Below are 23,576 nucleotides of genomic sequence, written 5' to 3' on the forward strand. Positions count from 1 at the left end.
GCCTCCATTCGCCCGGCCGAGCCGGCCTCCCACCATGAACCCCGGCTTCCCACGATGAACTCGGCCTCCCAATACTCACTGCCAAACGGATTCACGCCAGCTTGCGATGAACCTGAATTTGACACCGCCTCGCACCTCGCACCTCGCACCTTAAATCGGCGGCAGCCAGGCGATTCGTGCCGCCGCCAGGCCGAGAGAGGCGATGGCTAGGCGGAGCCACGGGCAGGGAGCAAGGGCGGGACGTGCTCGGGCCTGCCAGGAGAGCTGCACCAGGGCGCAGACGACCAACCCCAGCAGGGCACCGCCGACCAGGTCGCTGAACCAGTGCACGCCGATCATCAGCCGTGAAAGCGCCATCAGTGTCACGGCGAGCGTCGCCGCCCAGTAGGCCCAGTGGCGCCAGGCGGGGGCGAGCTCCCGGGCGGCGAAGGCGGCCGCCAGGCCGAACAGCACCACGGCGCCGGAGGTGTGAGCGCTGGGGTAGGAGAAGGAGTCGGCGAGATGGGCCGGGGTATCGGGCCGCGGCCGCGCGAACATTGCCTTGCCCAGGACATTGAGCATTGAGATGCCCAGCAGTCCCGTGATGATATGCCAGAGGGCATCCAGACGTCGTCGCCACAGCAGCCATGCGGCCCAGGGCAGGGCGAGTGCCACCACGCCGAGCAGATCGCCGGCTCGCGCCAGCCCCTGGCCGGCGAGGGTCAGGGTCGGGGTGGCGATCGCCTCGAACAGCATCTGGACCTGACGGTCGATGGGCAGCGGGCCCTGCAGGCCATGCTGCATGACATGCAACGTCCAGCCCGATACCCCGCCCAGCGCCAGAATCAGTAGCAGCAGGCTGCCCAGAGGAACCTCGCCGTCGCTACTCTGGCGCAGCCACAGACCACGCAGTAACGGCTGGCGCCGTACCAGCCCGGCACACAGCCGATAGGCGCGCCCATTTCGGCTCGCGTGGTGGCGCAGCCAGGAGAACGTTACCACCAGCACGAGCAGGATCACGGCCAGCAGCGCCAGCGGTTGGTGAAAGGCTGGAGGCACCTCGATCAGCTGGTCCCACGTCCGTCCCAGAAGATAGCCAGGCAGCACAAAGGCGGGTGCCCACAGGGCGGCGGAGGCCAGGTTGGCCCACAGGAAGGTGCGCGGGGGCATGTGCAGCATGCCGGCGATCAGCGGCACGATAGGTCGAACGGGGCCCACGAAACGCCCCAGAAATACCGACGGTACTCCCTGGCGCTGAAAGAAGCGCGCTCCCCGGGCAAGAAACTCGGGATGGCGTGAGAATGGCCAACACCGGGTCACGCGCTCACGCTGGGTATACCCCAGCACGAAGCTGGCGCTATCGCCGGCAACCGCACCGAGAAAGGCGGCAAGCAGAGGGGCCGGTAGCGCCAGCTCCTGGTGGCCGGCCATGGAGGCCGCGGCGGTGATCAGTAGCACGCCGGGTACCAGAACGCCCACCACGGCCAGTGACTCCAGCATGGCGATAATGGCGATGATCAGCAGCAACATGCCGGGCGAGGGCGTGAGCTGGCCCAGCAACGAAGCAAGGTCCATGACAAGAGGTCTTCCCGTATCGAAGCCGTCAGGGTTCAGCCGTCGGCGAGTCGTCGCGTGGTGGCATCCAGCCGGCGCTTGAGTTCCATGAAGGGTTGCTTGGGAGAGAGGGGGCAGATGGCACCACGTACCTCCACCCCGCCGGTGTCGTGGAGGGTGGCGATCGCCGCGGCCTCCTCGATACGCTGGCGTACCAGCAGAGCCCCGCTCTCGCTGGTGCCGGGCATAACCAGCCAGAAGTCGGCATCGCCGATGCGTCCCAGCATATCATGGTCGCGACTATGCTCTGATACGGTAGCGCAGAAGGTATTGAGCAGAGCCTGCCGGGCAAGCCCGCCGAACTGTTCTCCCGCCATCTCCAGCTGTGGCAGATGCAGCACCGCCACGGCGAGTCGTTGATCGAGAAGATCGGCACGTTCCACCTCGCTCTTCAGTCGTTCGAGCAGTGGTGCCGCCTTCAGGGCGGAACACTCCTGATCACGGGGGTCGGTGACGAGCCAAAGCGCATGCTGATGGCGTATTCCCCAGGGGGCGAGCCCCGTGGCGACCACCAGTGTCAGGTAGGCCAGCGATTCTGGAGAGGGTAGTGCGAGGTTGGCCAGCAGCAGCCAGATCGGTGCCAACACCAGGTTCAACAGGGTCGCCTGGCCAAGCGGCAACAGCAGCAGGGTCAGTACCGGGGGCAGCCCTAGCCACAGCAGCTCCAGGGTGGACTCTTTCGGCAGATGGGTGGCGACCAGCAGGTAGCTGCAGGCCAGTACCAGGTAAGCCGACAGGCGCGCCGTCTCCTGCTCCCCCAGGCGCATCAGGGCAGCGGTCAGCATCAGCGGGGCGAACAGGGCGGGCAGAAGAATTCGCGTGTAGTCACCGATCAGGTAGTGCCAGAGCGCCTGGCCAAAGAGCAGCACGGCACCTAGCGCAAACAGGCACGCCAGCAGGCGCGGCGTATCAGGCGTCAGCATGGATCAGAGTCCCAGGTGTCAAGGTGATGGGCAGCTTCTGACGCTCCAGGGCGCGCAGCTCCTCGGCAAGCGAGCGAGCATGCGGCAGAGCGACCACCCGCGCTCGCTCCACCTCACTCAGGCGCTCCAGCAGCCGCTGGCGACGAGGCGTCGCCAGGGCGGCGTCGCGGCTGATCAGTAGTGCCCCCAGGGTGCGCTTATCGAGTCGATAGCAGTGCTCGAAGCCCCGAGTCATCTCACACAGCTGACGCGCCACGCTCCACAGGTGGCGGCGTCGTGTTCGCAGCAGCACGAGTTCGGCATGGGTACCATCGCGCTGGGCGCGGCCCTGCTCCCGGGCCAGGTCACCGGCCAGTCGGGCGCGGGGCCAGAGTCGCTCTCCCGGCACCAGGCTGACCCGCCCCTTGGCCTGGGCGAACAGCGGGGTCAGCCGTCGTGTGCGGATCAGGCCGAGCAGCAGCATCGGGGCGAGCACCAGACCGGCGGTCATGGCCTGCTCGATGGGAAGCTGCCGCGCCACCCAGGCCAGGGATAGTGATGCCAGCAGGACGTTGATCGCCGCCATCCAGGCCGGCTGAGGCAGAATGATCAAGGCGGCCCAGGCCCAGAGCAGGAAGGGGTAGCGGTCGGCCGAAGACCAGAGCAGGGCGCCGAGCAGCAGGCTGGGCAGAAGCTGCCAGGGAATCAGTGGTGGGCGGCGATGGCTGAACTCCACCAGGGTCGCGCTGATGGCGAGCCAGGCGGCGGCCAGGCCAAGCAGCATGGCCTCCGAGTGGTCGCGGGCATAGGGCACCAACAGCGCCGGAAGCAGCGCCGCCAATAGCAGATTGAGGCGTAGCAGGCTGACTTTGTACTTGTTATGCATGGTGGCTTACTATGACCCCCCTTATCTGCAACGAGCCCATCGTGCGCCAGTATAGCGCCATTGCGGCTCGTTCTGGCCCCGCTTACAGGAGACACCTTCTGGCATGACAGCTCAAGTCCAGCGCGACGGCGCCGCCGCGGCAGGCGCCGCAGAGATCCGCGATATTGATGCCTACATGACCGGCCTTGGAGAGGTGGCACGGCGTGCCGCCGCGAGTCTGCGCCGTACGCCCACTGGACCCAAGAATGCCGCGCTGCTGGCCATGGCCGAGAGGCTGGAGGCATCGCGGGAGGAGATCTTGTCGGCCAATGCCCGTGATCTTGCGCGGGGGCGCGAAACCGGCCTGGACGATGCGCTGCTCGATCGCCTTGCGCTGGACGACCAACGAGTCGATGGCATGATCGAGGGTTTGCGTCAGGTGGCGGCGCTGCCCGACCCGGTGGGAGAGATCGACGGACTAAGAGCGCGTCCCAGCGGTATTCAGGTGGGCCAGATGCGGGTCCCCCTGGGGGTGATCGGCATCATCTACGAGTCACGGCCCAACGTCACCCTCGAGGCGGCCAGTCTGTGTCTCAAGTCGGGCAACGCCGCCATCCTGCGCGGCGGTTCCGAGGCGCGCGACTCCAATGCCGCCATCGCGACCTGTATCCGTGAGGGGCTGACGGCCGCAGGGCTGCCGGAGGGAGCCGTGCAGGTGGTGGCAACCACCGACCGCGCCGCCGTGGGTCGCCTGATCGCCATGCCCGAATTTGTCGATGTGATCATTCCGCGAGGCGGCAAGTCGCTGATCGAGCGCATCTCGCGTGAGGCACGCGTGCCGGTGATCAAGCACCTCGATGGTATCTGTCATGTCTATCTGGATGCCACGGCGGACCCCGACAAGGCGCTGGCGATCGCCGTGAATGCCAAGACTCACCGCTACGGCACCTGCAACACCATGGAGACGTTGCTGGTGGATGCGCCTCTGGCCGCGTCGCTGTTGCCGAAGCTTGCGGCGGCCTACGCCGAACATGGCGTCGAACTGCGGGGTTGCGAGCGCACCCGCGCGATATTGCCGCAGGTCTCGGTGGCCGTTGAAGAGGATTGGCAGACCGAGTATCTGGCCCCGGTGCTGGCGATTCGCGTGGTCGATGGCATCGATGCCGCCATGGCACATATCGAGTGCTACAGCTCTCATCACACCGATGCCATCGTCACCGAATCCTGGAGTCTTGCACGGCGGTTCCTGGCCGAGGTCGACTCCAGTTCGGTAATGATCAATGCCTCGACCCGCTTCGCCGATGGCTTCGAGTACGGCCTGGGTGCCGAGATTGGCATCTCGACCGACAAGTTGCACGCCCGCGGGCCAGTGGGCCTGGAGGGCCTCACCACACGCAAGTATGTGGTACTGGGCGATGGCCAGGTCCGCCAGTGAGGGAGCGGCAACGCCTGGGGCAGGGAGGTCGCCCGGCGCGCATCGCCATGCTGGGTGGCACCTTCGACCCGGTACATCTGGGGCATCTACGCAGCGCCGTCGAGCTGCGAGAGGCACTGGCGCTCGATTGCGTCCACCTGATCCCCGCCAAGGCGCCGCCGCTGCGCGGTGAACCCAGCGTCTCGCCTGCCGAGCGCCTGGCACTGCTGCGCCTGGGGATCGGCGATACCCCGGGGCTGGTCGCCGACGACCGCGAACTATGGCGCGAGGGCCCCTCCTACAGCGCCGATACGCTGGCGTCACTGCGAGAAGAGCTGGGCAGCGAGGCGCGACTCGTCATGGCGCTGGGTCATGATGCCTTCCTGCGCCTGGCCGATTGGCATGCGCCACAGCGGCTGTTCGAGCTGGCCCACCTGGTGGTGGTAGACCGCCCCGATCATCAGGCGGCGCTGCCGGTCGCGCTGCGTGACCTGGTCGCCGGGCGCGAAAGCGACGATGTCGACGCCCTGATGGCGCGTCCCGCCGGCGGTCTGCTTCGCCTGCGGCTGCCATCCCGAATGGCGATCTCGGCAACGGAGCTGCGTCGACGCCTCGCCAGAGGACTCAGCGTTCGCTATCTGCTGCCCGAGGCGGTAGAGGCACACATCATGGACCACAACCTCTATCGTCGGTCTTGACGATATGTCGACCAGGTGGAAAAGCCCCGGACTCAGTTGAGGGGGCCTCGACTGAACGAAACCTGTCAGACGAAGGTCAAGGCGTTACAATGGTCATTCAACGACAGCCCACAGAAGACCCTATGCATAACGATGCTCTCAAGACTCTAGCGGTGGATGCGCTGGAAGAACTCAAGGCCAAGGATATTGTTCAGCTGGATGTTTCGCGGCTTACCAGCGTGACGGATCTGATGATCATCGCCAGCGGTACCTCCACCCGTCATGTAGCCGCGCTGGCACAGCGAGTGGTGGAGCGTGCCAAGGAGCAGGGCCTGCAGCCCCGCGGTGTCGAGGGGGAAGCCGGTGCCGACTGGGTACTGGTCGATCTGGGTAGCCTGGTGGTGCACGTGATGCTGCCCGAGACCCGCCAATTGTATGATCTGGAGCGACTCTGGGCCGACCTGCCCAGCGACCTGGAGCGTGAAAGCGAGCTTTCGGGTACATGAAGGTACGGCTTTTGGCGGTGGGTACGCGCATGCCCGCCTGGGTGACCGAAGGTGTCGAAGAGTACCGCAAGCGCCTGCCTCGCGATTTTGCCCTGCAGGTGGAGGAGATCCCTCCCGGACAGCGCGGCAAGAATGCCGATCTTGCGCGCGCCATGGCGAGCGAGGCCGAGCGGATCCGGGCCAAGCTGCGTGGCGATGAGCATGTGGTCGCCCTGGAGGTGGGTGGCAAGGCATGGAGCACCGAACGCCTGGCCGAACAGGCCGAGGCCTGGCGACTGGCGGGACGTGATGTTGCCCTGCTGGTCGGTGGGCCCGAGGGGCTGGCACCGGAGCTCTCCGCCGCGGCCGACCAGCGCTGGTCACTGTCGCCGCTGACCCTGCCTCACCCCCTGGTGCGTATCCTGCTGGCCGAGCAGCTCTACCGCGCCTGGACGCTGATGGTTGGCCATCCCTACCATCGCTGAGTCGTCGACTCGCCCACCGGACACTCCATGCGCAAGCGGTCACGTCAAAATCTCAAGAGCCCCGAACAGGAGCTGCGCATCTTTCGGGTGCGTGCGCTGCTTGCGCTGCTGGTGGTGTTTGCCCTGACCGGCCTGCTGATGGGCCGGCTGGCCTATCTTCAGATCGTGCAGCACGAGGTCTACACCACTCGCTCCGAGAAGAATCGAGTGCGGGTCGAGCCACTGCCACCCACGCGCGGCTTGATCTACGACCGCAACGGTGAGCTGCTGGCCGAGAACCGGCCGACCTATAACCTCACCCTGGTGCGTGAACGGGTCGAGGATCTCGACGCCACCCTGAATCGTCTGGTGGAGATTCTCGAGCTGCCCCCTGAAGAGGTAGAGGCCTTTCGTGTGCGCTCGCGCCAGCGTCAGCGGCCTTTCCAGCCGGCGCTGCTGATGAGCGACCTCGACGAGGGGCAGATCGCGCGGCTGGCGGTCAATCGCCACCTGCTGCCGGGGGTCGAGGTGGAAGCGCAGCTGCTTCGCTACTACCCCGATGCCGAGGTAATGGCCCATGCCCTGGGCTATGTGGGACGCATCAATGCCGAGGAGCTCGCGCGCCTGGATACAGGGCGCTATGCGGGGACCCATTTTATCGGCAAGACCGGCGTCGAGCGCTTCTACGAGGACGAGCTGCATGGCGAGTCCGGCCTGCGCAAGGTGGAGACCAATGCCAGGGGCCGAGTGCTCCGCGAGCTCGGGCGCACCGACCCCACGCCCGGCAAGGACCTGACCCTGACGCTGGACAAGAAGCTCCAGCATCTGGCCTACGATCTGCTTGATGGTCGGCGAGGTGCCATCGTCGCCATCGAGCCCGCCACCGGAGGAATCCTGGCGATGGTCTCGGCGCCAGGCTACGACACCAATCAGTTCGTTACCGGCATCGATGTGGCCTCGTACCGTGGATTGCAGGAAGATCTGGATCTGCCGCTCTACAATCGAGCGATCCGCGGTCACTACCCTCCCGGCTCCACCATCAAGCCATTCCTGGCCCTGGCGGGCCTTGTCGAAGGCGTGATCACGCCCGAAGATACCATCTACGATCCTGGCTATTTTCAGCTGCCCAACGACAAGCGGCGCTATCGAAACTGGCTGCGCTGGGGGCATGGCCGGGTCGATCTCGAACGCTCCATCGCCGTCTCCAACAACACCTACTACTATACCCTGGCGCACGAGCTGGGCATCGACCGCATTCATGCCAACATGACCAACTTCGGTTTCGGCACACGGGTCGGCCACGACATCTTCGGCGAGAGCCGTGCCCTGATGCCATCCCGGGAGTGGAAGCGCGAGCGTTACAATCAACCCTGGTACCCCGGAGAGACGCTGTCGGTGGGGATCGGTCAGGGCTATTGGCAGATCACGCCGCTGCAGCTGGCAACGGCCACCGCGGTGCTGGCCAATCGTGGTACCTGGGTCAAGCCGCGCCTGGCCATGCGCCTCGGCGATGAGGCACTGCCGACCCCCCTGGCGGATACCCCCCAGGATATCGAGTTGGCCAACGAGGGGTGGTGGGATCGTGTCTTCTCCGGCATGGAGAAGGTGATCTCCGGTCGTGAAGGAACCGCGCGACGCACGGGGGTAGGGCTCGAGTATCGCATGGGGGGCAAGTCGGGCACCGCTCAGGTCTTCTCGCTGGGACAGGACCAGAAATATAACGCCGATGAACTGGCCGAGCGGCTGCGTGACCACGCTCTCTTCATGGCCTTCGCGCCGATTGAGTCACCCCGGATCGCGGTGGCGGTGATCGTCGAAAACGCCGGTGGTGGCAGCACGCATGCGGCCCACCTGGCCCGAGCGATGACCGATGCCTGGCTGCTGGACGACAAGCAGCCCGATGCAGAGCAGATCCGTGAGGAGATGGAGGAAGAATGAGCGTTCGGCGGAGTACTGATCCATGGCGTTGAGTGGATTGTCGCGTCACTGGCGGCCCCACCCGGTCAAGGCGTCGGCCAGTGGTATGGCGCGTCGACGCGGCTTCTGGGAGCGGGTGCACCTGGATCCCTGGCTGCTCGGCATGCTGCTGGTACTGATGGGAGCCGGCCTGGTCGTGATGTACAGCGCCAGTGGTCAGCGTATCGATACCGTGATCTCCCAGGGTGTCCGTTTCGGCGTGGCGCTGGGGGTAATGGTGGTGATCGCCCAGTTCAGCTCGGCGACCCTGATGCGCTGGGCGCTGCCGGCCTATCTGCTCGGCGTGGTGATGCTGATAGCGGTAGAGCTGGTCGGAGATACCGGCATGGGGGCCCAGCGCTGGCTGGTGGTGCCGGGCGTGATCCGCTTCCAGCCCTCCGAGCTGATGAAACTGGCGATGCCGCTGATGGTGGCCGCCTACCTGAGTCGACGTGAACTGCCGCCCAGGCTGGGGGATCTTGCGGTATGTGCACTGATCATCGGGGCACCGGTGGTGCTGATCGCCAAGCAGCCCGATCTGGGGACGTCGCTGCTGGTGGCGACCGCGGCGATCTTCGTGGTGCTGCTGGCGGGGCTCTCCTGGCGCATCATCGGGCTACTCACCGCCCTGGCCGCGGCGGCGCTGCCACTCCTGTGGATGAACATGCACGACTATCAGCGCCGGCGCGTGCTGACCTTTCTCGACCCCAACAGCGATCCGCTGGGAGCCGGCTGGAACATCATCCAGTCCACCACCGCCATCGGCAGTGGTGGCGTGTTGGGCAAGGGCTGGCTGGAGGGCACCCAGTCCCAGCTCGAATTCCTGCCAGAGCGACATACCGACTTTATCGTCGCGGTGTTGGGTGAGGAGTTCGGCCTGGTGGGCATGCTGACCTTCCTGCTGCTCTATCTGCTGATCGTCTGCCGCGGACTGTGGCTCGCTGCCGAGGCCCAGGAGACCTTCGGGCGCCTGTTGGCCGGCAGCATCATCCTGACCTTCTTTATCTATGTATTCGTCAATATCGGCATGGTCAGCGGCATCCTGCCGGTGGTCGGTGTGCCGCTGCCGCTGGTCAGCTATGGCGGCACCTCCAGCGTGACCTTGATGGCCGGTTTCGGTATTCTCATGGCCATTCATGCCCACCGCCGGCTGCTGCCTCGCTGACCGCGGTAGGGTCTGGCATCGACAGGGGAGAGCGTACATGACGTCGTCATGGATTCATGGAAGGAAGAGGCGCCTGGCGACGGTGGCCTGTGCCGCCTTGCTGGCCAGCTCGACGCTGGCGGCACAGGAGCTTTCGCCCACACAGCATTTTTCGCCCACTCAGCATGGCGGTGCCCGGCAGCTGGTCGATGAGCTGGCCGATGACGGAATCGAGCGTGCCTGGCTGGAGAGTGCCATGCAGCAGGCACGTTATCGCCAGGAGGTTCTCGACGCCATGTCGGGCGCCGCCGAGCGGCGCCTGCGCTGGGACGAGTATCGGGCGATCTTCCTGGATGACGAGCGCATCGAGGCCGGCGCTGCCTTTATCGAGGCGCACCCGGAGGCCTTCGCCCGCGCCGAGGCGACCTATGGGGTTCCCGAGGAGATCATCGCCGCCATTCTCGGCGTCGAGACCCGCTACGGGCGCATCACCGGCCGGCACCCTGTGCTCGACTCCCTGGCGACCCTGGCCTTCCACCATCCACGACGCGGCGACTTCTTCCGCGGCGAACTGGCGGCTTTCCTGGAGATCGCCTACCAGCAGCAGGTTGCGCCGAACGAGCCCCAGGGCTCCTATGCCGGTGCCATGGGCTATCCGCAGTTCATCCCCACCAGCTATCGCGCCTATGCCGTCGACTTCGATGGCGATGGCCTGCGTGATCTCTGGAACAACCCGGTGGATGCCATCGGCAGCGTGGCCAACTACTTCGCCGAACACGGCTGGCAGGCCGGCGAGCCGGTCCTGTATCAGGCCTCGGGTCCCGCACGGCCACCCGAGGAGATCGACTTCAATCGCGCGGCGCGGCGCCCCGCGGCAAGTGTGCAAACGCTGCGTGAGGCCGGCATCGAGGTTCCCGCGGCATTGCCCGATGAGCAGCTTCTGCTGCCGGTGGCGCTGGAGGAGGGGGAAGGCAACTGGCGCTATGTGCTGGGAGACGTCAACTTCTACGTGATTACCCGCTACAACCACAGTCATCTTTACGCCATGGCGGTGATGGAGCTGGCCGAGGCCATCGCGAAGGCGCGTGACCTCGAGGGCGGCTGGCACCTGGCGGTGGATATCGATGACGAGGAGGCGCGTCGATGAGGCTACGCTGGTTGGGCATCGCCCTCGCCGCCACCCTGGTCGGTTGTGCCGGCGGCGGTGGAGCCAAGCCGGGCGGTTCGGGACAGGCCGATACGATATCCCAGGTTGGGCGATATGCCATGTCCGGCGATGCCTATCCCGAGGAGCCGCCGGATGTCAGTCGAGTCGCCGATGCGCAGCCGCGCCATGAGCCCCGCTCACGAGGCGGCAATCGGCCCACCTACCAGGTGTGGGGCAAGACCTATCACGTGCTGCCCGATGCCAGCGGCTACGTGAAGCAGGGGACGGCCTCCTGGTATGGGAAGAAGTTCCACGGTTACGCCACCTCCAATGGCGAGATCTACGACATGTACAAGATGTCGGCGGCCCATCGCTCACTGCCGCTGCCGACCTTTGCCCGGGTCACCAGTCTGGACAACGGCCGCTCGGTGATCGTCAGGGTCAATGACCGTGGCCCCTTCCATAGTGACCGCGAGATCGACCTCTCCTATGCCGCGGCGGCGCGCCTGGACATTCTCGACAACGGCACTGGCCGGGTGCGGGTCGAGGCCATCGACGTCGATCGCTGGCTGGCCGAGAACGGTAGCGGCAGGGCGGGTGAGAGTGGCACCGTCGAGCGCCAGGACGTCGTCCAGGCGGGGACGTCACCGACGGCCCCGGTGTCTGACCAGACGCCTGTCACGCGGGCCCAGGCACCGGAGGGTCGCCCCCTGGAGAGTAGTTCCCTGGATGGCGATGGCCGCACCACGGAACGCCCGCTCTATCTTCAGGTGGCCGCGCTGGGTTCTGCCAGCAATGCCCGGGCGCTGCGTGCCCGGCTCGAGCGCGAGCTGACGCAGCCGGTGCGTGTGGCAGGGGGCTCGGGGGTCCATCGCGTGCAGGTGGGTCCCATTACGCGTGCCGCCCAGCTCGAGCCGCTGCGCCAGGCGCTGCGGCGTGCCGGCTTCGGCGATAGCTTTATCGTCAAGGGGGCCGAGTGATCGGTCTCCACTCCCTTTTCCAGAATGACCTGACGAGAGTCACCCCATGAAAGAGCTGTTCTTCCTACGATGTGGTCGTCGGCTGGCCGTGCTGCTGGCCAGCCTGACACTGTTTATCATCGCCCCTGCCATGGCCCAGGAGGTCCCGGTCCCTCGGCCACAGACGCTGATACCCGCAGCGCCCCAGCTGGCGGCGAGCAGCTGGATCCTGATGGATGCCGACAGCGGCCGCGTCCTGGCCGAGCATAACGCCGACGAGCGCCTGCCGCCGGCCAGCCTCACCAAGTTGATGACCGCCTATCTGGTCGAGCGCGAACTCGATCGTGGCAACATCAGCATGGAGGACCGGGTGCCGGTCAGCGAGAACGCCTGGCGCACCGGGGGATCGAAGATGTTTATCGAGGTGGGTACCGAGGTCTCCATCCGCGACCTGCTCTACGGCATCATCATCCAGTCGGGCAATGACGCCAGCGTGGCCGTCGCCGAGTATCTGGCAGGCGGCGAAGCGCCCTTTGCAGACCTGATGAACCAACACGCCGATCGCCTGGGGATGATCAATACCAGTTTCCGTAACGCCACCGGTCTCCCGGCCGAGGACCACTACTCCACGGCCCGGGATCTGGCCCGTCTCTCGCGCCATATCATTGAAGACTATCCGGAACACTACAAGATCTACGCCGAGAAGTACTTCACCTACAGCGACATCCGTCAGCCCAACCGTAATCGTCTGTTGTGGCGTGATCCCAGCGTCGATGGCCTCAAGACCGGGCATACCGAGGAGGCGGGCTACTGCCTGGTCGCCTCGGCCAAGCGTGACGACATGCGCCTGATCTCGGTGGTGATGGGTACCAACTCCGAGGAGGCGCGTGCCCAGGAGACACAGAAGCTGATCAGCTATGGTTTCCGCTACTTCGAGACCCTCAAGCTCTACGATCGCGGTTCGGTGCTGAATACCCCGCGCGTATGGGGCGGGGAGATCAATGAGCTGCGTGTCGGCGTCGACAGCGACGTGGTGATGACCGTGCCGCGGGCGAGAAACGATGAGCTTACCGCCAAGCTGGATATCCAGGCCGATATCGAGGCGCCGGTCCAGCAGGGCGACCGGGTCGGTACCCTGGAGGTGCGTCTGGGTGACGAGCTGGTCGGCGAGCGTCCCCTGGTGGCCCTGGAGACGGTCGAGGAGGGTGGCTTCATCAAGAAGCTGATCGACCAGGTGCAGCGCTTCTTCTCCAACCTGATCGGTGGCTGGTTCGGCTGATCACTCGTGTTGCCCAGCCCAGTCGACGTGGAGCAAGCCCAGGGGGCTTGCTCCACGTCGTTTATGCAGGGCTATCGGATATATGTAGCCCATAGCTCGGGGCTGATCTGGCGACAAGCCCCGGAGCGCCGGACCGTCAAGGAGGCGCTGTGAACCCCTCCCTGGGCGCTACCGACGCCCTGCTTCGCTCTCGCATCCTGCTCCGCTTGCAGGACCGGTGCTGGCCATCCATGGCCAGCCCGTTCGAAGCCATGCTTCTCACCCCTGGCGTAGGACCTCCTTTACGGCTTGTCCCCAGCGCCCCTCGGCTCCTGCAATTGCAATTGCCCTGTTAGCTTGGACCTAGTATTGGTCACCCGGACAGGGCTTGAGTAAAATGGTCGCCTATTCTCGACTCTCTGGAACTCGCATGAACGACAAGTCACTGCGCGATCTGCGTCGCCCCAGCCAGCCGGTCTCCGGCAAGCCACCCAAGATCACCTTTCCATGCGACTACTCGGTGAAGGTCGTCGGGGATGCCGCCGATGACTTCGCGGCGGTGGTGTGTCAGATCACCTGCCGTCATGACCCCGAATTCGACGCCACCAGCGTGCAGGTGATCGACAGCCGCAATGGCCGCTTTCAGTCGGTTCGGCTCACCATCATCGCCACCAGCGAGGCTCAGCTGAAGGCGTTGTTCGAGGAGCTCAAGGCGACCGGCCGCGTGCATATGGTGGTGTGATGAGCGATCAAGTCGCGCATCCGCCGATCGAACTGCATCGCCTGGGTCGTCGTCCCTACGAGCCCGTCTGGAGCGCAATGCGCGAGCTGACCGACCAGCGCGATGCCGCCACGCCGGATCAGTTCTGGCTGGTCGAGCACGATCCCGTCTTCACTCAGGGCAAGGCGGGCAAGCCCGAGCATCTGCTGCTGCCTGGTGATATCCCGGTCGTGCAGACCGACCGTGGTGGTCAGGTGACCTACCACGGCCCGGGCCAGGTGGTGCTCTACCCCTTGATCGATGTGCGCCGGGCCGGGCTGGGTGTACGGGACCTGGTCACCGCCCTGGAAGACGCGGTGATCGCCATGCTCGCCGAGTATGGGGTCGAGGCGCGGGCGCGCCCCGATGCTCCCGGCGTCTATTTGGAGCAGCCGGGTATGGGGGAGGCCAAGATCGCCTCGCTGGGCTTGCGCATTCGCCGCGGTGGCAGCTTCCATGGCGTGGCGCTCAATATCGACGGCGATCTGTCACCGTTTCAGCGCATCAACCCCTGTGGCTATGCCGGCATGCGGATGACGCGCCTGGCCGACCTGGTCGATGAGTGCCCCGGTGTGGAGGCGGCGGGTGAGCACCTGGCACACTGCCTGGCACGGCAGCTGGGGCGGGAGCTTCAAAACGACGAGGGGTAAGGGCGAAGGCCAGGGCTATCGCAGTTGCCGGAATCAAGGGGCGCTGGGGACAAGCCGAAGAGGAGGTCCGAAGACCAGGGACGGCTGAGGTAGCGTACAGGGAGGTATTAACAGCGCCTCCTCGTCGGTCCGGCGCTCCGGGGCTTGTCCCCAGATCAGCCCCGGGCTACCGAACTGCCAGACTATCTGCGGAAGCCCTGGGGCGAGGATGTGTTATCCCACGTTGATCGCGTCGATGCGGTTGGCATCCGGCGCCTGGCCGGGAACCTCGGCGGGCGCCGCCAGCCCCAGGTTGTTCTTCTCGAACACCCGATCGGCGCGATAGCTGGAGCGCACCAGCGGCCCCGCTGCCACCTCCATAAAGCCCTTCTCGAGCCCCAGGCGACGATAGCGGTCGAACTCCTCGGGGCTGACCCAACGCTCCACCGGCAGGTGGTTGCGGGTTGGGCGCAGGTACTGGCCCAGGGTGACGATATCCACGCCGATGGCGCGCAGGTCGTCGAAGGTGGCCAGGATCTCCTCGTCGCTCTCGCCCAGGCCCAGCATCAGACTGGTCTTGGTCAGCACGCGAGGATTGTGAGCCTTGGCGTGAGCCAGCACGTCCAGCGTCTTGCGGTAGCCGGCGCGAGGGTCGCGCACCCGCTCGGTGAGACGTTCCACGGTCTCGACGTTCTGGGCGAACACCTCGAGGCCAGAGTCGACGACCCGCTCGATGGCGGCGTGAACCCCGTCGAAGTCGGGGGTCAAGGCCTCGACCACCACCTCGGGGGTGTTGGTCTTGATGGCCTGGATGCAGGCGGCGTAGTGAGTGGCGCCGCCATCGTCGAGGTCGTCACGATCCACCGAGGTCAACACCACGTAGCGCAGCCCCATCAGCTCCACCGACTTGGCGGTGTTGGACGGCTCCTCGTCGTCCAGCCAGCCGCCAGGGTTGCCGGTGTCCACGGCGCAGAAGCGGCAGGCGCGGGTGCACACGGAACCCATCAGCATGATGGTGGCGGTGCCGTTGCTCCAGCACTCCCCCATATTGGGGCAGTGGGATTCGGCACACACCGTGCTCAGGCGATGTTCGTTGACGTTGCGCTTGACGGCCTCGAAGCGTTCGCCGCCGGGAATCTGGGCGCGCAGCCACTTCGGCTTGCGGCCTGTTGCCACGCCGCCCTCATCGTGCTCGCCCTGCTCGCGGCGTTGCTTGATGCCGTCCTTGATGGCGGCAAAACCGTGCTCGGTGCGAAATTTCTGGCCGCTGGAGATGGTGGTTTTCGGGGTGCTGTCGCTCATAGGGTGTGAACCCCTCCGCTCGGCGTCTGTTGGGCTGGCGTGGCCGCGGTGTCCCGCTGCGGGCTTGGCCCGGTCTGGCCCGCCTAGGCGCAATTGGGTGGCTGATAACGGCTGACAATTTACCATAGCTGAGCGCTTGCGGCATGGTATTGAGACTGGTGTGGCATGCTACCGCAGCCGCGTTGCTCCGTCGCTAACCAGCCGAGACTCGTCGTCGACACTCAATTGCGTTATATTGCAGTGCAACAAGTGCCGACCGAACGGCACGTCGTCCATTCCATTCCCTGACCGCCAACCCCAGGAGGTCACATGATGACCCTTCCGATACCCTCGGCGCCGGCCGAAACGCTCTCCCTGGTCGATCCATTCGGCTTCGGGCGTGCCGCCGGCCGCTACTGGCTCGATGCGTTCGAGCGCGGAGTGCTGTTCCTGGACGTGATGCGCCAGCGTGGCAATCAATACCTCGAACATATCGAGCAGACCAACCTCAGCGTGCTGGGCTTCGAGTCCGAAGTGCTGATGGATGGTCGCGACCTGCCTCGCCCGGTCAACTACGAGCTCCTGCGTATCGTGCCCCCCGCGGGGCAGCCCACGGATCTGCAGATGCGTCCCTTCGTGGTGGTGGACCCGCGCGCCGGTCACGGCCCGGGCATCGGTGGCTTCAAGCCCGATAGCGAGATCGGCGTGGCGCTGCGCGCCGGCCACCCCTGCTACTTTATCGGTTTCCTGCCCTATCCGGTGCCCGGCCAGCAGGTCGAGGACGTGGTGGAGGCGGAGATCGCCTTCCTGCGCCATATCAATGAGCGCCATGCCGAGCTCTCCGAGAAGCCCATGGTGGTGGGCAACTGTCAGGCAGGCTGGCAATTGATGATGGCCGCCTCCCTGGAGCCCGATCTATTCGGTCCGATTCTGACGGCCGGTGCGCCGCTCTCCTACTGGGCGGGCGAGCGCGGCAAGGCCCCCATGCGCTACTCCGGCGGCATGGCCGGGGGCAGCTGGATGACCTCGCTGCTCAGCGACCTGGGCAACGGTCAGTTCGATGGTGCCTGGCTGGTGCAGAACTTCGAGAACCTCAACCCGGCCAATACCTTCTGGTCGAAGCAGTATCGTCTCTATTCCCAGGTGGATAGCGAGGCCGAGCGCTATCTCGAGTTCGAGCGCTGGTGGGGTGGCCATGTGGTGCTGGGTGGCGACGAGATCCAGTATATCGTCGATAACCTGTTTATCGGCAACCGGCTCTCCACCGCCCAGCTGGTGACCTCCGATGGCCGCCGTATCGATCTGCGCAACCTACGTTCGCCGGTCGTGGTGTTCTGCTCCCAGGGTGACGACATCACCCCTCCGCCACAGGCGCTGGGTTGGATACGCGACCTCTACGAGGGGAGTGACGATATCCTCGCCAATGAGCAGACCATCGTCTACTGCATTCACGACACCACCGGCCACCTCGGCATCTTCGTGTCCGGCAGCGTATCGCGCAAGGAGCACACCGAGTTCACCGCCAACATGGACTATATCGATGTGCTGCCCCCTGGCCTCTACGAGACCACGGTCACCGAGGCCGAGGAGCGCGACGATAGCGAGTTGATCGAGCGCGACTATCTGCTCGAGTTCATGCCCCGCAGTGTGGAGGAGCTCGATGAGGTGGTGAAGCCGAGCCTCGAGGACGACACCCGTTTCGCGACCGTGGCGCGGATCTCGGAGATCAATCTGGGTCTCTATCGGCTCTTCGTTCAGCCCTGGGTGCGTGCCATGGCAACGCCCGAGTCGGCCCACTGGATGCGTCGGCTGCACCCCAGCCGCCTGGGCTATCGACTGCTCTCGGATCGCAATCCGTTGATGGCCTCGATTCCCGTCCTGGCCGAGCACATCCGCGCCGATCGCCACCCCCTGGAGGAGGCCAATCTCTTGCGGGTGGTGGAGTCGATCGCCTCGGATCAGATCACGCGCAGTCTCAATGCCTGGCGTGATCTTCGCGATGGCAGTGTCGAGCGGCTGTTCCTGGATATCTATGGCCAGCCGCTGCTGCAGGCGCTGGTCGGGCTGGGAGGGGATGCTCATGTCCATCGTCGTCGCCCCGGCGCCGAACCGGAGCATCGTCGCTTCGTCGAGCGCCGGCGTGCCGAGCTTGTCGAGCGTCTTGCCGAGGGTGGCAGTCACGAGGCGGTGGTCCGCGCCCTGATCTACGTGCTGGGAGGGGCACCCTCCACCGACGAGCGCAACTTCAAGCGCCTGCGGGCCTCCCACGCCGAGCTCGAGCCGAAGCTCTCGCTGGCCGACTTCAAGTGTCTGATGCGAGAGCAGTTCTTTATCCTAAAGCTGGACCGGGAGGGAGCGATCGAAGCGTTGCCGAGGCTGCTCGATGGACAGAGCGGCGAGCAGATCGCGGCGTATCTCGACCATATCGAGCATGTGCTGGCGGCCAGTGGCGAGCTTTCTGAAGCATCGGCGGAGCGCATGGCGCGAGTAAGGGAGCTCTTCGAGCGCGCCATCGACCATGCCCCACGGATCGAGGCGGAGTCCCGTGCCGAGGCCGAAGCCTGGCTGGGCGAGCAGGCCCAGGCCCAGCACCTGGCCTACCGTGAGCTGAAGGAGGTCATGGAGGCCCAGGCCGAAGCGGCCAAGCCAGAAGCCGCCAAGCCAGAAGCGGCCAAGCCAGAAGCCGCCAAGCCAGAAGCCGCCAAGCCAGAAGCCGCCAAGCCAGAAGCCACCAAGCCAGAAGCCGCCAAGCCCGAAACGGCCAAGCCCGAAGTCGCCAAGCCCGAAACGGCCAAGCCGGCTGGCAAGCAGGCGCCTTCACAGCGACGTGGCAGCGCTACCCGCCGCAAGCCGAAAGGTGGGAAGGGGTCGCGCTGATCGGTGACCCTGCCACACTCAATGCCCCCGTTGCCTTCTGCAACGGGGGCATTGTGGCTTCTGGAGAGGCTTGCCCGAGCCGGATCTGCGGTCTAGGGTCAGAGTGCGGCTCCGGTGTGCCACTGGCGTGATGCCTGGTGCTGGGGTAGGGTAAGCGCATTTTTCAAACGCCCAGGTAGGGCGGCAGGAATTCGCCAGGCACGGCACCGCGCCCGTGTCACCGACACTGAGTGGAGCACTATGGGCAAGTCACTGGTCATCGTCGAGTCGCCGGCCAAGGCGAAGACGATCAACAAGTATCTCGGCAGCGACTTCATCGTGAAGTCGAGCGTAGGTCATATCCGCGATCTGCCGACCAGCGGCTCGGGCAAGACCTCCTCCGATCCCAAGGAGCGTGCTCGTCAGGCCGCGGCCACTCGCAAGATGTCGCCGGAAGAGAAGGCAGAGCATCGGCGTCGGAAGGCCCAGGCTCAGCTGATTCGCCGCATGGGGATCGACCCCGAGGATGGCTGGAAGGCCAACTACGAGATACTGCCCGGCAAGGAGAAGGTCGTTGCCGAGCTCAAGAAGCTCGCCGAAAAGGCCGATGCCGTCTATCTCGCCACCGACCTTGACCGCGAGGGTGAGGCGATCGCCTGGCACCTGCGCGAGACCATCGGCGGCGACGCTGCACGCTACAAGCGAGTGGTCTTCAACGAGATCACCAAGAACGCCATCCAGGAGGCGTTCGAGGACCCCGGCACCCTCAATATCCCGCGGGTCGAGGCCCAGCAGGCGCGGCGCTTCCTGGATCGGGTGGTGGGCTTCATGCTCTCGCCGCTGCTGTGGGCCAAGGTGGCGCGCGGGCTCTCGGCGGGGCGCGTGCAGTCGGTGGCCATGCGGCTGATCGTCGAACGCGAACGCGAGATCCGCGCCTTCGTGCCCGAGGAGTTCTGGGACGTTCATGCCGACCTGATGGCCGACAGCGGCGAGTCGGTGCGCTTCGAGCTGGTGCGCCAGAACGGCAAGGCCTTCCGGCCCACCTCCGAGGCCGAGACCCTGGAGCGCATCGCGGCGCTGCGCAAGGCGTCGCTTGTCATCACCGCCCGGGACGACAAGCCGACCCGCTCGAAACCCAACGCCCCCTTTATCACCTCGACCCTGCAGCAGGCCGCCAGCGGCCGCCTGGGCTTCTCGGTCAAGAAGACCATGACCCTGGCCCAGCGCCTCTACGAGGCGGGCTATATCACCTATATGCGTACCGATTCCACCAATCTCTCGAAGGATGCCGTGGAGAGTGCGCGTGACTTTATCGGCAGCGAGTTTGGTTCCCGCTACCTGCCGGAGTCGCCGCTTCGCTACTCCAGCAAGGAGGGGGCCCAGGAGGCCCACGAGGCGATCCGACCCTCCGAGGTAGGCCGGCGTGCCACCGACCTGTCCGGCATGGAGCGTGATGCCGAGCGCCTCTACGAGCTGATCTGGCGTCAGTTCGTGGCCTGCCAGATGACGCCGGCCGAGTACCTCTCCAGCGTCCTGACCGTGGAGGCCGACGGCTACGAGCTGCGTGCCAAGGGACGGGTGCTGAAGTTCGACGGCTACACGCGAGTCATGAAGCCCATGGGCCGCAAGGAGGAGGACCAGTCACTGCCGGACCTCGCCCAGGGTACCGCCATGAGCCTGGAGGCGCTCGATCCCCGCCAGCACTTCACCAAGCCCCCGGCGCGCTACACCGAGGCGAGCCTGGTCAAGGAGCTCGAGAAGCGCGGCATCGGCCGGCCCTCCACCTATGCCGCCATCATCTCCACCATTCAGGATCGTGGCTACGTCAAGTTGGAGAACCGTCGCTTCTATGCCGAGAAGCTGGGCGATATCGTGACCGAGCGCCTCAAGGAGTCCTTTCCCGACCTGATGGACTACTCCTTCACCGCGCGCATGGAGGACGGCCTCGACGAGGTGGCCGAGGGCGAGCGCAACTGGCAGGCACTGCTCGATGCCTTCTATGCCGAGTTCAAGAAGGAGCTGCAGGCCGCGGAGAGCGAGGAGGGCATGCGCCCCAACCAGCCGGTGCCGACCGATATCGACTGTCCCAGCTGTGGGCGCAAGATGCAGATCCGCACGGCGTCCACCGGAGTCTTCCTGGGCTGCTCCGGCTATAACCTGCCGCCCAAGGAGCGCTGCAAGACCACCATCGACCTGCTGCCCGGGGAAGAGGCGGTGGCCGCCGATGCCGACGAGGCCGCCGAGACCGATGCCCTGCGTGCCAAGCATCGCTGTGCGAAGTGCGGCACCGCCATGGACAGCTACCTGATCGACGAGACGCGCAAGCTGCATATCTGCGGCAACAGCCCGGATTGTGACGGCTACGAGATCGAGCAGGGCAAGTTCCGCATCAAGGGCTACGATGGACCCACCATCGAGTGCGACAAGTGCGGCAGCGAGATGCAGCTCAAGAGCGGACGCTTCGGCAAGTACTTCGGCTGTACCAACAGCGAGTGCAAGAACACCCGCAAGCTGTTGCGAAGCGGCGAGGTGGCACCGCCCAAGATGGACCCCATCGACATGCCGGAGCTGGCCTGCCAGAAGGTCGAAGATCACTATGTGCTGCGCGACGGCGCCAGTGGCCTGTTCCTGGCCGCCAGCAAGTTCCCCAAGAACCGTGAGACCCGGCCGCCGCTGGTCAAGGAGCTCAAGGCTCACGCCGAGGAGCTGCCCGACAAGTACCGCTACCTGCTCGATGCCCCGAGCGAGGACCCCGATGGTCGTCCCGCCCAGATCCGCTTCTCGCGCAAGACCAGGGAGCAGTTCGTGATGAGCGACGAAAACGGCAAGGCCACCGGCTGGAAGGCGACCTATGACGGCAGCAAGTGGCAGGTGGAGGACAAGCGCAAGTGACCCCTCGCGCACGCACCAATCAGCTGCTCTACCAGGCCGAACTGCTGTTGCAGGTTCCCGCCGGCGATGACGAGCACACCGAGGCCCGGCGCATGGCGGCAGAGGAGGGCGCCCTGGCGCTGACCGAACTGGCGCTTCAGGCGCTGCTGCGCGAGGTGACCGAACATGCCCGCCTCTCCAACCATGACTGGCGCGAGCTGCTCGGCCCCGAGGGGGCCGGCATCGCCGAGCTGCAGCGGCTGCGCGAGCTGGCTGCCCGCGAGGGCAGCTGGCTTCACTGGCTGATCGCCAGGCTTGCGGCGCTGCATGGCGATGAGGGGGCCGCCCGCCGTGGCCATGGCGGCACTGGCCTGATCGCCGTGGGTGGCGCCGCCCAACTGGGGCAGGCGCTCGATGACTGCCTGCGTCAGGCCAAGGCCGAGATCGCCGCGCTCCGCCAGACTAGCCAGGAGTGGTAGGCCGGGTGGAGCGCCTGGCCATCTTCGTCGACGTTCAGAACGTCTACTACACCTGCCGCCAGGCCTTCGGCCGCCATTTCGACTACAACGCCTTCTGGGCCCGCTTCGCCGCGGGCCACGAGATAGTGGTGGCCAACGCCTACGCGGTGGAGCGCGGCGATCCTCGCCAGCAGCGCTTCCAGACGATCCTGCGTGCCATCGGCTTCAACGTGAAGCTCAAGCCCTTTATCCAGCGCCGCGATGGCTCGGCCAAGGGGGACTGGGATGTCGGGATCACTCTCGATGCCATGGAAGCGGGGCCGCTGGTCGATCATGTGGTGCTGGTCTCCGGCGACGGCGACTTCGACCTGCTGGTGAGCCGGCTGCGTGACCGTTACGGGGTGAGGGTCACGGTCGTCGGGGTATCCTCCCTCAGCGCCGACTCCCTGGTGCGCGAGGCCAGCGACTTCGTGCCCATCGAAGGCGCGCTGTTGCTCTGATCCTCGTCGCTAGCCATGGCAACCATTGGCGCACGCTACATCACCGTTCGTTGATGCCCGGCAAGGCGCCGCTCCACCAGCTTGGCTACGCTTGAGATATCAGCCCATCGTCACGCGGCTGCCACGGCTGACCATCACGAGCCGTCCGAGAGAGGAGTACGCCATGCGATTTCATCAGGTGAAGGAGCTGGTCGACTGGGCGGTCGACTTTCATCGACGCCTCGGCGAGCAGTACACGGCACTGGCCCAGGGCGAGGTGAGCGAGCGCGTGAAGATGGCCCTGGAGTACCTGGCCGAGCATGAAGAGAAGATGCAGCGCGAGCTCGAGGAGTATCGCCAGGAGGATCAACGCGGCGTGCTCGATGCCTGGTTCGATGACCCGAGTGACTTTCCGCACCCCCCCATGCTGGAGCGCCTGCCCAAAAGCCTCGACTGCAGCAGTGTGCAGAGCGTGCTCGCCACGGCATTGACCGCGCATCGTACCCTGCAGGACCTCTATGAGCATCGAGCCGAGGGTGCTGTCGGTCGCGATGAGCACGCCTTCTTCGCGGCGCTCTCCCGCGGCCACGAGGCAGAGGTGCGGCGTGTGGCGCGTGATATGCAGCGACTCGAGGACTACTGAGGAGAAGTGGCCATGAACGACCAGATTCTTTCGCCCAAGATGCTCGGCTACTGGAGCGATGAGGATATCGCCCAGGCCACGGACGAACCGGGGATCTACTGCATCTATCGTGCGGCCGAAGACCCGGAGACCGGCAACATGGAGGTGCAGGAGCTGCTCTATGTCGGCGAAAGCGGCAGCGCGCGTTACGGTATCCAGCACGGCGAGGCTCGCCCACGCTGGGAGGCGCACCTGCAGCCCGGCGAGGCGCTCTGGTACTCCATCGGTCCCTGTGGCAGGGCCAACCGCGAGCGTCTCATGGCGGCCCTGATCCATGCCCACAAGCCGCGTTATAACAACGATAGCCCCTATCTGGAGCGCTTCCCCTTCGACCGCACCACCGTGCATCTCTACGGCCAGAAGGACAAGCTACAGGCCATCTTCACCGTCGAACGCCAGGAGTGAACGTACTCCCTGGCGGGGGATAGGTGGCGGGGGAAGGGGGGAGCTTGCCGAGAGTCACCGTGGGAGGGCGGCTTTGCCGCGCGAAGGCGCCGACAGGTGCCCAGGCGATGTCACTGACGTTGTGCTTGTCGCCGGGGAGTCCTTCGGCCTCCATTCGCCCGGGGGACCCGGCCTCCCACAGCAAACCGGCGAAGGCGCCGACAGGCGCCCCGAATCGAGAGTCTCTGTGGGAGGGCGGCTTTGCCGCGCGAAGGCGCCGACAGGTGCCCAGGCGATGTCACTGACGTTGTG

At 65.6% G+C, this 23,576-nt stretch carries 21 protein-coding genes; 17 read left to right on the plus strand and 4 right to left on the minus strand.

Annotated elements, in window-relative coordinates:
* Positions 1-150 precede the first annotated feature (150 nt).
* Genes E0702_RS03225 through E0702_RS03235 form a run of 3 tightly spaced genes read right to left on the minus strand, consistent with a single transcriptional unit; the run spans position 151 to position 3,381 of the window.
* Complete coding sequence (locus E0702_RS03225) at positions 151-1,554, minus strand: bifunctional DedA family/phosphatase PAP2 family protein (RefSeq protein ID WP_132041508.1); 1,404 nt, start codon at positions 1,552-1,554, stop codon at positions 151-153.
* A gap of 35 nt (positions 1,555-1,589) precedes the next feature.
* On the minus strand, positions 1,590-2,516 hold the full coding sequence (locus tag E0702_RS03230) for a diguanylate cyclase domain-containing protein (RefSeq protein WP_132041509.1): 927 nt from the start codon (positions 2,514-2,516) through the stop codon (positions 1,590-1,592).
* Positions 2,503-3,381, minus strand: a complete 879-nt coding sequence (locus tag E0702_RS03235) for a hypothetical protein (RefSeq protein WP_132041510.1) — start codon at positions 3,379-3,381, stop codon at positions 2,503-2,505. Before E0702_RS03235 ends, E0702_RS03230 begins: the two co-directional genes overlap by 14 nt.
* A 103-nt stretch (positions 3,382-3,484) precedes the next feature.
* Here E0702_RS03235 and E0702_RS03240 point away from each other — a divergent pair, with 103 nt between their 5' ends.
* The 11 genes from E0702_RS03240 to lipB all read left to right on the plus strand — a co-directional run bounded on the left by E0702_RS03240 (position 3,485) and on the right by lipB (position 14,274).
* Positions 3,485-4,795, plus strand: a complete 1,311-nt coding sequence (locus tag E0702_RS03240) for a glutamate-5-semialdehyde dehydrogenase (RefSeq protein ID WP_132041511.1) — start codon at positions 3,485-3,487, stop codon at positions 4,793-4,795.
* A gap of 47 nt (positions 4,796-4,842) precedes the next feature.
* Positions 4,843-5,472, plus strand: coding sequence for a nicotinate-nucleotide adenylyltransferase (gene nadD, locus E0702_RS03245; protein WP_132041555.1), 630 nt, complete (start codon positions 4,843-4,845; stop codon positions 5,470-5,472).
* A gap of 122 nt (positions 5,473-5,594) precedes the next feature.
* Positions 5,595-5,957: a ribosome silencing factor gene (rsfS, locus tag E0702_RS03250; RefSeq protein WP_132041512.1), complete on the plus strand. Its 363-nt coding sequence runs from the start codon at positions 5,595-5,597 to the stop codon at positions 5,955-5,957.
* Complete coding sequence (gene rlmH / locus E0702_RS03255) at positions 5,954-6,421, plus strand: 23S rRNA (pseudouridine(1915)-N(3))-methyltransferase RlmH (RefSeq protein ID WP_132041513.1); 468 nt, start codon at positions 5,954-5,956, stop codon at positions 6,419-6,421. The genes rsfS and rlmH overlap by 4 nt, the downstream gene beginning before the upstream one ends.
* 27 nt (positions 6,422-6,448) lie before the next feature.
* Positions 6,449-8,338, plus strand: coding sequence for a penicillin-binding protein 2 (gene mrdA / locus E0702_RS03260; protein WP_132041514.1), 1,890 nt, complete (start codon positions 6,449-6,451; stop codon positions 8,336-8,338).
* Positions 8,339-8,360: 22 nt separating this feature from the next.
* Positions 8,361-9,521 (plus strand): rod shape-determining protein RodA, encoded by a 1,161-nt coding sequence (gene rodA, locus E0702_RS03265; RefSeq protein ID WP_132041515.1) that lies wholly within the window; start codon positions 8,361-8,363, stop codon positions 9,519-9,521.
* A gap of 37 nt (positions 9,522-9,558) precedes the next feature.
* Positions 9,559-10,647, plus strand: a complete 1,089-nt coding sequence (gene mltB, locus E0702_RS03270; RefSeq protein ID WP_132041516.1) for a lytic murein transglycosylase B — start codon at positions 9,559-9,561, stop codon at positions 10,645-10,647.
* Positions 10,644-11,627, plus strand: a complete 984-nt coding sequence (locus E0702_RS03275; protein ID WP_132041517.1) for a septal ring lytic transglycosylase RlpA family protein — start codon at positions 10,644-10,646, stop codon at positions 11,625-11,627. Before mltB ends, E0702_RS03275 begins: the two co-directional genes overlap by 4 nt.
* 46 nt (positions 11,628-11,673) lie before the next feature.
* Positions 11,674-12,885 (plus strand): D-alanyl-D-alanine carboxypeptidase family protein, encoded by a 1,212-nt coding sequence (locus E0702_RS03280; RefSeq protein WP_132041518.1) that lies wholly within the window; start codon positions 11,674-11,676, stop codon positions 12,883-12,885.
* Between the two features lie 409 nt (positions 12,886-13,294).
* Positions 13,295-13,606, plus strand: a complete 312-nt coding sequence (locus E0702_RS03290) for an HP0495 family protein (RefSeq protein WP_132041520.1) — start codon at positions 13,295-13,297, stop codon at positions 13,604-13,606.
* The gene (gene lipB, locus E0702_RS03295) at positions 13,606-14,274 is read left to right on the plus strand and encodes a lipoyl(octanoyl) transferase LipB (protein WP_132041521.1); all 669 of its coding nucleotides are present in this window, start codon (positions 13,606-13,608) and stop codon (positions 14,272-14,274) included. Before E0702_RS03290 ends, lipB begins: the two co-directional genes overlap by 1 nt.
* Before the next feature lie 213 nt (positions 14,275-14,487).
* Here the strand turns inward: lipB and lipA are convergent, their stop codons facing one another.
* Positions 14,488-15,555 (minus strand): lipoyl synthase, encoded by a 1,068-nt coding sequence (gene lipA, locus E0702_RS03300; RefSeq protein WP_132041522.1) that lies wholly within the window; start codon positions 15,553-15,555, stop codon positions 14,488-14,490.
* A 309-nt stretch (positions 15,556-15,864) separates the two neighbouring features.
* Between lipA and E0702_RS03305 the strand changes: the two genes are divergently transcribed.
* From E0702_RS03305 to E0702_RS03330, 6 genes are all read left to right on the plus strand, one after another.
* Positions 15,865-18,411, plus strand: a complete 2,547-nt coding sequence (locus tag E0702_RS03305; RefSeq protein WP_439952321.1) for a DUF3141 domain-containing protein — start codon at positions 15,865-15,867, stop codon at positions 18,409-18,411.
* 240 nt (positions 18,412-18,651) lie between these two features.
* A complete protein-coding gene (topA, locus tag E0702_RS03310) occupies positions 18,652-21,282 on the plus strand; it encodes a type I DNA topoisomerase (RefSeq protein ID WP_132041523.1) in 2,631 nt (876 codons plus the stop codon).
* Positions 21,279-21,740, plus strand: a complete 462-nt coding sequence (locus tag E0702_RS03315; protein ID WP_132041524.1) for a DUF6586 family protein — start codon at positions 21,279-21,281, stop codon at positions 21,738-21,740. Before topA ends, E0702_RS03315 begins: the two co-directional genes overlap by 4 nt.
* A 5-nt stretch (positions 21,741-21,745) precedes the next feature.
* A complete protein-coding gene (locus E0702_RS03320) occupies positions 21,746-22,219 on the plus strand; it encodes a LabA-like NYN domain-containing protein (protein ID WP_132041525.1) in 474 nt (157 codons plus the stop codon).
* A 163-nt stretch (positions 22,220-22,382) separates the two neighbouring features.
* Complete coding sequence (locus E0702_RS03325; RefSeq protein WP_132041526.1) at positions 22,383-22,841, plus strand: 2-hydroxyacyl-CoA dehydratase; 459 nt, start codon at positions 22,383-22,385, stop codon at positions 22,839-22,841.
* Between the two features lie 12 nt (positions 22,842-22,853).
* Complete coding sequence (locus E0702_RS03330; RefSeq protein ID WP_132041527.1) at positions 22,854-23,285, plus strand: hypothetical protein; 432 nt, start codon at positions 22,854-22,856, stop codon at positions 23,283-23,285.
* The last annotated feature ends 291 nt before the right edge of the window (positions 23,286-23,576 follow it).

Source organism: Halomonas marinisediminis, from assembly GCF_004347715.1.
In the GTDB taxonomy this organism is placed as follows: Bacteria; Pseudomonadota; Gammaproteobacteria; order Pseudomonadales; family Halomonadaceae; genus Halomonas; species Halomonas icarae.

Coding starts and splice junctions, on each gene's coding strand:
- E0702_RS03225 (WP_132041508.1), bottom strand. CDS start 1,554: ATGGACCTTGCTTCGTTGCTGGGCCAGCTCACGCCCTCGCCCGGCATG.
- E0702_RS03230 (WP_132041509.1), bottom strand. CDS start 2,516: ATGCTGACGCCTGATACGCCGCGCCTGCTGGCGTGCCTGTTTGCGCTA.
- E0702_RS03235 (WP_132041510.1), bottom strand. CDS start 3,381: ATGCATAACAAGTACAAAGTCAGCCTGCTACGCCTCAATCTGCTATTG.
- E0702_RS03240 (WP_132041511.1), top strand. CDS start 3,485: ATGACAGCTCAAGTCCAGCGCGACGGCGCCGCCGCGGCAGGCGCCGCA.
- nadD (WP_132041555.1), top strand. CDS start 4,843: ATGCTGGGTGGCACCTTCGACCCGGTACATCTGGGGCATCTACGCAGC.
- rsfS (WP_132041512.1), top strand. CDS start 5,595: ATGCATAACGATGCTCTCAAGACTCTAGCGGTGGATGCGCTGGAAGAA.
- rlmH (WP_132041513.1), top strand. CDS start 5,954: ATGAAGGTACGGCTTTTGGCGGTGGGTACGCGCATGCCCGCCTGGGTG.
- mrdA (WP_132041514.1), top strand. CDS start 6,449: ATGCGCAAGCGGTCACGTCAAAATCTCAAGAGCCCCGAACAGGAGCTG.
- rodA (WP_132041515.1), top strand. CDS start 8,361: ATGGCGTTGAGTGGATTGTCGCGTCACTGGCGGCCCCACCCGGTCAAG.
- mltB (WP_132041516.1), top strand. CDS start 9,559: ATGACGTCGTCATGGATTCATGGAAGGAAGAGGCGCCTGGCGACGGTG.
- E0702_RS03275 (WP_132041517.1), top strand. CDS start 10,644: ATGAGGCTACGCTGGTTGGGCATCGCCCTCGCCGCCACCCTGGTCGGT.
- E0702_RS03280 (WP_132041518.1), top strand. CDS start 11,674: ATGAAAGAGCTGTTCTTCCTACGATGTGGTCGTCGGCTGGCCGTGCTG.
- E0702_RS03290 (WP_132041520.1), top strand. CDS start 13,295: ATGAACGACAAGTCACTGCGCGATCTGCGTCGCCCCAGCCAGCCGGTC.
- lipB (WP_132041521.1), top strand. CDS start 13,606: ATGAGCGATCAAGTCGCGCATCCGCCGATCGAACTGCATCGCCTGGGT.
- lipA (WP_132041522.1), bottom strand. CDS start 15,555: ATGAGCGACAGCACCCCGAAAACCACCATCTCCAGCGGCCAGAAATTT.
- E0702_RS03305 (WP_439952321.1), top strand. CDS start 15,865: ATGATGACCCTTCCGATACCCTCGGCGCCGGCCGAAACGCTCTCCCTG.
- topA (WP_132041523.1), top strand. CDS start 18,652: ATGGGCAAGTCACTGGTCATCGTCGAGTCGCCGGCCAAGGCGAAGACG.
- E0702_RS03325 (WP_132041526.1), top strand. CDS start 22,383: ATGCGATTTCATCAGGTGAAGGAGCTGGTCGACTGGGCGGTCGACTTT.
- E0702_RS03330 (WP_132041527.1), top strand. CDS start 22,854: ATGAACGACCAGATTCTTTCGCCCAAGATGCTCGGCTACTGGAGCGAT.